This window comes from Bacillus sp. 7894-2, from assembly GCF_002272225.1.
Lineage (GTDB): Bacteria > Bacillota > Bacilli > Bacillales > Cytobacillaceae > Cytobacillus.
The window spans coordinates 1-8,051 of record NZ_NPDG01000148.1; the positions used below are offsets into that span (position 1 = coordinate 1).

At 45.2% G+C, this 8,051-nt stretch carries 5 protein-coding genes; all 5 read left to right on the forward strand.

Going from position 1 to position 8,051, the window contains the following annotated elements:
* The first annotated feature begins 94 nt into the window (after nucleotides 1–94).
* On the forward strand, nucleotides 95–3,634 hold the full coding sequence (mfd, locus tag CHI10_RS20785; protein ID WP_095246054.1) for a transcription-repair coupling factor: 3,540 nt from the start codon (nucleotides 95–97) through the stop codon (nucleotides 3,632–3,634).
* 298 nt (nucleotides 3,635–3,932) lie between these two features.
* Nucleotides 3,933–4,469, forward strand: coding sequence for a stage V sporulation protein T (spoVT, locus tag CHI10_RS20795; protein WP_095246056.1), 537 nt, complete (start codon nucleotides 3,933–3,935; stop codon nucleotides 4,467–4,469).
* A 169-nt stretch (nucleotides 4,470–4,638) separates the two neighbouring features.
* Nucleotides 4,639–6,246 carry a putative polysaccharide biosynthesis protein gene (locus tag CHI10_RS20800; protein ID WP_095246059.1) on the forward strand — a complete coding sequence of 536 codons (1,608 nt, stop codon included), beginning with the start codon at nucleotides 4,639–4,641 and terminating at the stop codon, nucleotides 6,244–6,246.
* An 8-nt stretch (nucleotides 6,247–6,254) separates the two neighbouring features.
* Nucleotides 6,255–7,709 carry a bifunctional methyltransferase/pyrophosphohydrolase YabN gene (yabN, locus tag CHI10_RS20805; RefSeq protein ID WP_095246057.1) on the forward strand — a complete coding sequence of 485 codons (1,455 nt, stop codon included), beginning with the start codon at nucleotides 6,255–6,257 and terminating at the stop codon, nucleotides 7,707–7,709.
* A 17-nt stretch (nucleotides 7,710–7,726) separates the two neighbouring features.
* Nucleotides 7,727–7,993: an RNA-binding S4 domain-containing protein gene (locus CHI10_RS20810; protein ID WP_095246058.1), complete on the forward strand. Its 267-nt coding sequence runs from the start codon at nucleotides 7,727–7,729 to the stop codon at nucleotides 7,991–7,993.
* Nucleotides 7,994–8,051: the final 58 nt, after the last annotated feature.

Below are 8,051 nucleotides of genomic sequence, written 5' to 3' on the forward strand. Positions count from 1 at the left end.
CTCAAAAAGGCAAAGAACGCCTTTCTGTGAGGCTCGTCTTGTGCTTGTCGGGGGTGACCAAGGCGCTTACGCTTTTCTTATAGGAGGGGCTTTCATGTTTGGTCTTAAAGAGATTATTAGCCGGCAGGATGATGTAAGTTCCATCTTGTCTGGCATTGAGGAAGGACTGAGGGAGCAGATGCTTGCCGGTTTATCAGGATCGGCACGCACCTTGTTTTTGTCTTCCATATATGAGCAATCGGGAAGGCCGATGCTTGTTGTGACGCACAACCTTCTGCAGGCACAGAAGCTATATGATGATATCGTCTATCTGGCAGGAGAATCTGAAGTGCTTTTGTATCCTGCCAATGAATTGATCGCGGCTGAAATGGGGATTGCCAGCCCCGAGTTAAAGGCCCAGCGGATTGAGGCTTTAAATTATTGGAGTACACATAAGACAGGTATCATGATTGTCCCGATGGCCGGGCTAAGAAAAATTCTTCCGCCTCCAAACCACTGGACACAATACCAGCTGTCTTTAAAAATAGGCGATGATTTGACTGATGATCAATTAAAAAGATTTGTTCAGATGGGCTATGTCCGTTCGGAGATGGTATCTTCGCCAGGAGAATTCAGTGTCAGGGGCGGAATCATTGATATCTATCCACTGACTGAAGCAGATCCGGTAAGGATTGAGCTGTTTGATACGGAAGTGGATTCGATCCGGACCTTTTCTTTGGAGGATCAGAGATCAAAAGAAAAACTAACCGAGATTTCAATTGGGCCGGCAACCGAAATCCCTCTTAATTCAGAACACTTCGAGACCATAATTGAAAAATTGGAAAAGGGCCTGGGATCAAGCCTGAAAAAATTGAAAGACGATAAAGCGAAAACGCAGCTGGCCCAGAATGTTGGCTACGAATTGGAACAGCTGCGAATGGGGAATAAGCCTGAACAGCTTTTCAAATACCTTTCGTTTGCCTTTGAGGAAGGAAGTAGTTTAGTAGACTATCTCCCTGCCAATGGCTTAATTTTCATTGATGAAATCAGCCGTGTTCAGGAAATGAACGACTCCCTGGATAAGGAGGAGGCTGAGTGGTATACAAGTCTTTTGGGCGAGGGCCAGATCATTCATGATGTGAAGGTATCCCACACCTTAAAAGAGTTTTTACACCGTTCCAGACATCCGATTACGTATATGTCCCTGTTCCTGAGACATGTACCGAATACCAACCCGCAAAACATCATTAATGTCACCTGCAAACAGATGCAGAATTTCCATGGACAGATGCATGTGCTGAAAAGCGAGCTGGACAGATGGAAAAAAGGCAAATATTCGGTCGTATTCCTGGGCCCAGATGAAGATCGGATCAAAAAGCTGCAGAGAGTTCTTGAAGACTACGAAATTGAAGCAGCATTTGTGAGTGAGAATGACCCGGTTTTAACAGGGAAAATCCAAATTACAGAGGGCAGCCTTCAGACCGGCTTTGAGCTTCCGGGCCAAAAGCTGGCCGTTATTACGGAAGAAGAGCTTTTTAATAAACGTACGAAAAAGAAAGCCCGCAGGCAAAAGCTTTCAAATGCGGAAAGAATCAAAAGCTATTCCGAACTGAAGGTTGGGGACTATGTCGTTCACGTCAATCACGGGATCGGAAAATACCTGGGGATTGAAACCCTTGAGATTAATGGAGTCCATAAAGATTATCTTCATATCCGCTACCAGGGCAGCGACAAGCTGTACGTGCCGGTGGAGCAGATTGATCTTGTCCAGAAATATGTTGGCTCCGAAGCAAAAGAGCCTAAAATTTACAAGCTGGGCGGAACCGACTGGAAGCGTGTTAAGAAGAAGGTTGAATCATCTGTTCAGGATATTGCGGATGATCTGATCAAGCTTTATGCAGAGCGCGAGGCATCAAAAGGCTTTGCCTTCAATCCGGATGGCGATATGCAAAGAGAGTTTGAAGCGGCCTTCCCTTACCAGGAAACAGAGGACCAGATCCGCTCCATCCATGAAATTAAGAAGGATATGGAGAGGGAGCGTCCGATGGACCGCTTATTATGCGGAGATGTGGGCTATGGGAAAACAGAAGTGGCCATCCGTGCTGCCTTTAAGGCAATTGCAGATGGAAAGCAGGTTGCCATCCTCGTTCCGACAACGATCCTGGCTCAGCAGCATTATGAAACGATGAGAGAACGATTCCAGGATTACCCGATCGAAATTGGGCTATTAAGCCGATTCAGAACAAAAAAGCAGCAGACCGAAACGCTTAAGGGCTTAAAGGCCGGGACTATTGACGTAGTTGTCGGCACACACCGGATTTTATCAAAGGATATCCAGTATAGAGATTTAGGCCTGCTCGTTATTGATGAAGAGCAGCGCTTTGGCGTGACACATAAAGAAAAAATTAAGCAGCTTAAGACTAATGTGGATGTCCTTACTCTGACAGCCACACCAATCCCGAGAACCCTTCATATGTCAATGCTTGGCGTTCGGGACCTTTCCGTTATTGAAACACCGCCTGAAAACCGGTTCCCGGTTCAGACTTATGTGATGGAATACAATGGTGCGCTGGTTCGTGAAGCCATTGAAAGGGAACTGGCGAGGGATGGACAGGTCTATTTTCTATATAACCGGGTGGAGGATATAGAACGAAAAGCCGAGGAAATATCCATGCTGGTTCCAGATGCAAGGGTAACATATGCCCATGGGAAAATGACGGAAAATGAGTTAGAATCTGTTATGTTAAGCTTCCTTGAAGGCGAGTCCGATGTTCTCGTCAGCACAACGATTATTGAAACAGGTGTAGATATTCCAAATGTCAACACGCTGATTGTCCATGATGCAGACAAAATGGGTCTGTCCCAGCTTTATCAGCTCAGGGGCCGGGTTGGCCGTTCCAACAGGGTTGCCTATGCGTACTTTACGTATCGAAAAGACAAAGTACTAACAGAAGTAGCTGAAAAAAGGCTTCAGGCCATAAAAGAATTTACAGAGCTCGGGTCAGGCTTCAAAATTGCCATGCGGGATTTATCCATCAGGGGTGCCGGCAATCTGCTTGGAGCCGAACAGCATGGATTTATCGACTCGGTCGGTTTTGATCTGTATTCGCAAATGCTGAAAGAAGCTATTGAAGAACGGAAAGATAAGCTGGATGGCATCGAGGAAAAGCCGGCTAAAATTGAAATCGATCTGGATGTTGATGCCTATATTCCTGATTTCTATTTATCTGATGGCCATCAGAAAATTGAAATGTATAAGCGGTTCCGCGGCATCTCTTCACTTGAAGATGTAGAAGAGCTTCAGGATGAAATGATTGACCGTTTTGGGGAATATCCGGATGAGGTAGGATACTTATTCCAGATTGCTGAAATGAAGGCTTACGGTGAACTGGCAGGAGTCGAGACAGTGAAGCAATCCAAACAGGAAGTGCTGATTCTTTTATCCGAAAAAGCCAGCGAACATATAGACGGACAGAAGGTTTTCCAGATCACCAGCAAATACGGCCGGATGATCGGCCTGGGCATGGATGGAAAGAAGCTGAAAGCAGTCCTTCATATTAAAGGCGTCAAAACAAATGAATGGCTCAACATTGCCTACGAAGTGATCAAGGGAATGCAGGAAGCTAAAAAGGAACAAGAACATCCAACTGCCTAATTCTAGACACATCCCTGTCAATAAAATGAAACATTAGTAATGTTTAACTCATTCTGATGAGGGTATTTTTAAGTGAAGGACCATTTGGAATGTTTATCCGTAAATGGAATGAATAACATCTATGAGAAAAAGTTTTTGTGCACGTATATAACTTTCCATATGAAAGATACTAAGTTCAAACATGGCGATGCATTCATTTTCTCCCAATTATGGATCATAGCCAGAAGAGGAAAGAGCAAGTGTGACAAGGCACTTCCGCTTTTCTAAAAATCATCAGATGAAAGTGAGGCAACGTTGGATGAAAGCAACAGGTATAGTTCGTCGTATCGATGATTTGGGTCGTGTAGTCATTCCTAAAGAAATCCGCAGAACATTGCGTATTCGTGAGGGGGACCCGCTGGAGATTTTCGTAGATCGTGATGGAGAAGTCATCTTAAAGAAATATTCACCAATCAGTGAACTGAGCGATTTTGCAAGAGAATATGCAGAAGCCTTATATGACAGCCTGGGAAATCCAGTGTTAATCTGTGACAGAGATACTTACATTACTGTTGCAGGCGGTTCTAAAAAGGACTATTTAAACAAGAATATAAGCGATCTTGTTGAAAAAACAATGGAAGAACGCAGTTCAGTCCTGGTAAACCAGTCAGGCGATATTTCGCTTGTGGACGGGAATACTGAATCTTCCTCTGCTTATACAATTGGCCCTATCATTGCAAACGGCGACCCAATTGGTGCAGTTATCATTTTTGCAAAAGAAGATTCACTTGGCGATGTGGAACAAAAAGCAGTTGAAACAGCAGCAGGCTTCCTGGCCAGACAAATGGAATCATAAAAATGAATACTTAATGAAAGGGGTAGCGGAATGCTGCCTTTTTTCTTTGGCGTGCAAACCAAAATGAAGTGAACGCAATCAGGGTCATTCCGCGCACAACCGAAAAATCCCGCACAAAGCCCCAATATGCTATAATACTTTCGAATTCAATTGGAAGGAGATGGGCAACCTGAGGCCCGTTCAGACATCCGGCGATTTGTTTAGAGGTGCGTTTATCCTGACGGTCGCTGCTTTGATTACCAAAATTTTAAGCGCAATTTACCGGGTCCCCTTTCAAAATATTGTCGGGGATGTAGGGTTTTATATATATCAGCAGGTTTATCCGTTCTATGGAATCATTATTGTGTTATCTACATACGGGTTTCCGGTCATTATTTCTAAGCTTTATGCCGAACAGGCTGCTCTAAAGAAAGAGCAGGATATTCAAAACTTATTTGCCGTATCTGCCTTTGTTTTATTCATAATAGGTTTTATCGGGTTTTCCACCCTGTACTGGGGCTCGGACTGGCTGGCTGTCAGGATGGGCGATCCGCAGCTGGCGATTCTGCTCAGAGTGGTGGCAGCCGTGTTTCTTATTTTCCCAGTCCTGTCTCTTTTCCGGGGATATTTCCAAGGGAAAGGAGACATGGTTCCAACCGCTGTTTCCCAGGTAGGAGAACAGCTTGTCAGGGTCGTTACGATCCTGCTTGCCGCTTATCTGCTGGTTAAGGAAGGGAATTCCCTCTACATGGTGGGAGGCGGGGCCATGTTCGGGGCCGTTACCGGCGGAGTCATCGCCGTCCTGATTTTAATTACCTTTTTTTATATAAAAAGTAGAAAAAGCCTGCCGTCCGCCATTTCAATCGATTTTAAACAAGGCGGCAAGCTGGCCAAAACGATTATCATACAGGGATTTGCCATCTGCATAAGCAGTCTGGTGCTTATTTTCATTCAGCTGGCAGATTCGTTTAATTTATACTCGCTCCTCCTGGCATCCGGAATTGAAGGGGAAGAAGCCAAGGCGCTGAAAGGCGTGTATGACCGCGGACAGCCGATTGTCCAGCTGGGCATTGTCGTGGCAACATCCATGTCTCTGTCGCTTGTGCCGCTCATTTCCAAAGAAAAAATGAGAAATCAGCCCTCATTCCTTCATAGTAAAATCAGACTTGCCCTTCAAATCGGCATTCTGGTTGGAGCGGCCGCAACCGTTGGGCTCTGGAATATCATAAAGCCTGCGAATATTATGCTGTTTGAAAACTCATCAGGATCAGATGTCCTGGCGATTCTCAGTCTGCTGATTTTGCTGAGCAGCCTGATCATCACTATCACCGGCATTTTACAGGGACTGGGGTTTATCTTTTTTCCGGCAGGAGCCATTCTGCTTGGATTTGCGGCAAAACTCGGCCTGAATACGCTATTGGTGCCATCATACGGCACAATCGGTGCAGCCGCGGCATCATGCATAGCCCTTGCGGCCGTCCTCATGCTTCTTATAGCAAAGCTTCAGGTACACTTGAAAATTTCATTGATTTCACTGCGATTTCTATTTGCGGCTGGATTCGCAGCACTAATGATGTCAGTTGTTCTGCAGCTGTACCTATCTGCCACAGCACTGCTGACCATCCCGGAGCCGGGCAGGGCGTTTGCCGGATTCCAGGCATTAAGCGGCGTAGCGCTCGGAGGCTTTACGTATTTGTATATCATGTTTAAAGGCAATACTTTTAAAGAGGAAGAGCTTGCTTTGCTGCCGTTTGGAAGCAAACTCATGTTCTTGCTTCCCAAAAAGACTAGGAGATGAATCGCTTTATGAAAAAAATAACCATTCTCGGACTTGGAGCAGGAGATCTGGATCAGCTTCCTTTTGGCGTATATCGACAGCTTAAAAATACAGGGGCTCTTTACCTGCGGACTAGAGAGCATCCGGTTCTGCGTGATCTCGAACAGGAAGGGCTGACATATCAGTCCTTTGATCATATCTACGAAAAGCATGAGCAGTTTGAAGAAGTATATGAGGAGATTTGTGAATTTCTCCTGAATGAAGCTCTTGCCAAAGAGGTTACATATGGAGTTCCGGGGCATCCGCTTGTTGCGGAGCGTACGGTTCAGCTTCTCATAGAGCGGGCTCCGCAGAGAGGCATTGAGATAACGATCGGAGGAGGACAAAGCTTCCTGGATCCTTTATTTCAGGCTTTAAGGATCGATCCGATCGAAGGTTTTCAGCTGTTGGATGGAACGGATCTGAAAAGAGATGAAATTCAGGTGGCACAGCACGTCATTATTGGACAGGTGTATGATCAGTTTGTTGCGAGTGACGTCAAGCTGACATTGATGGAAAAGCTCCCTTACGATTACGAGGTTTATATTGTAACAGCTGCCGGAAGCAGCGAAGAAGTGATCAAAAAGGTGCAACTGCATGAATTGGATCATAATATGGAGCTGAATAACTTAACTTCCGTATATGTGCCCCCTGTAAAAGATGAGGCTGTCCTGTATAAAGACTTTTCAAAGCTGCGCAGCATTATCGCTGAATTGCGCGGACCAAACGGCTGCCCATGGGATAAAAAGCAAACCCATGAATCATTAAAGAAATATCTAATCGAAGAAGCCTATGAGCTGATTGAAGCGATTGATAATGAAGATACCGAGCATATGACGGAAGAACTGGGCGATGTCCTTCTCCAGGTGATGCTTCATGCTCAAATCGGCGAGGATGAAGGATACTTTGCCATCGATGATGTGATTGAAGGCCTTTCCGAAAAAATGGTCCGCCGCCATCCCCACGTCTTTGGCGATGTGCAGGCTGAAAATGAAGAAGATGTCCTGAAAAATTGGCAGAGCATTAAGCAGGAAGAAAAGGGTGACAAACAGGAATCCATGATGGATTCTGTACCGAAATCATTCCCGAACTTGATGAGAGCAGCTGAAATTCAGAAAAAAGCAGCAAAAGTCGGCTTTGACTGGAAGGAAGTTGAGCCTGCCTGGGAGAAGGTAAAAGAAGAGATTGCCGAATTCGAGAAGGAAGCCGCAGACTCCAGCCCGGAGATGGAGCCGGAATTTGGCGATATCCTGTTCGCTCTTGTGAATATTGCACGTTTTTATAAAATTGATGCCGAAGAAGCTGTGAGAAAAACAAATGAAAAATTCATCCGCCGTTTTAAGCATGTGGAAGAAAGGGTAATGATGAGCGGCAGAAAATTTGAAGACTTTACGCTCGAACAGCTCGATGAATTCTGGAATGAGGCAAAATCCAAAGGCTATTAATAGAGGAGTGGCGCTAAATGAGATTAGATAAATTTTTAAAAGTATCAAGGCTTATCAAAAGAAGGACACTGGCAAAAGAGGTCTCTGATCAGGGAAGGATCAAGATAAATGGACAGCAGGCAAAAGCAAGCTCCACGGTTAAAGTGGGCGATGAGCTTCAAGTCCGCTTTGGCCAGAAGCTGGTAACAGTCAAGGTGGAACGCCTGCAGGAAACGACCCGCAAGGAAGAAGCGGCCGGCATGTACTCGATTGTGAAGGAAGAAAAAGTGGAATCGGAAGCATAAGACGTATGAGCTCCTGCTTTTCTTATAATATCAGAATTTATATCATTGAACTTCGATA

What these genes read in the sequence shown, in the direction of transcription:
- mfd (WP_095246054.1), top strand. Translation starts at nt 95, where the DNA reads ATGTTTGGTCTTAAAGAGATTATTAGCCGGCAGGATGATGTAAGTTCC.
- spoVT (WP_095246056.1), top strand. Translation starts at nt 3,933, where the DNA reads ATGAAAGCAACAGGTATAGTTCGTCGTATCGATGATTTGGGTCGTGTA.
- yabN (WP_095246057.1), top strand. Translation starts at nt 6,255, where the DNA reads ATGAAAAAAATAACCATTCTCGGACTTGGAGCAGGAGATCTGGATCAG.
- CHI10_RS20810 (WP_095246058.1), top strand. Translation starts at nt 7,727, where the DNA reads ATGAGATTAGATAAATTTTTAAAAGTATCAAGGCTTATCAAAAGAAGG.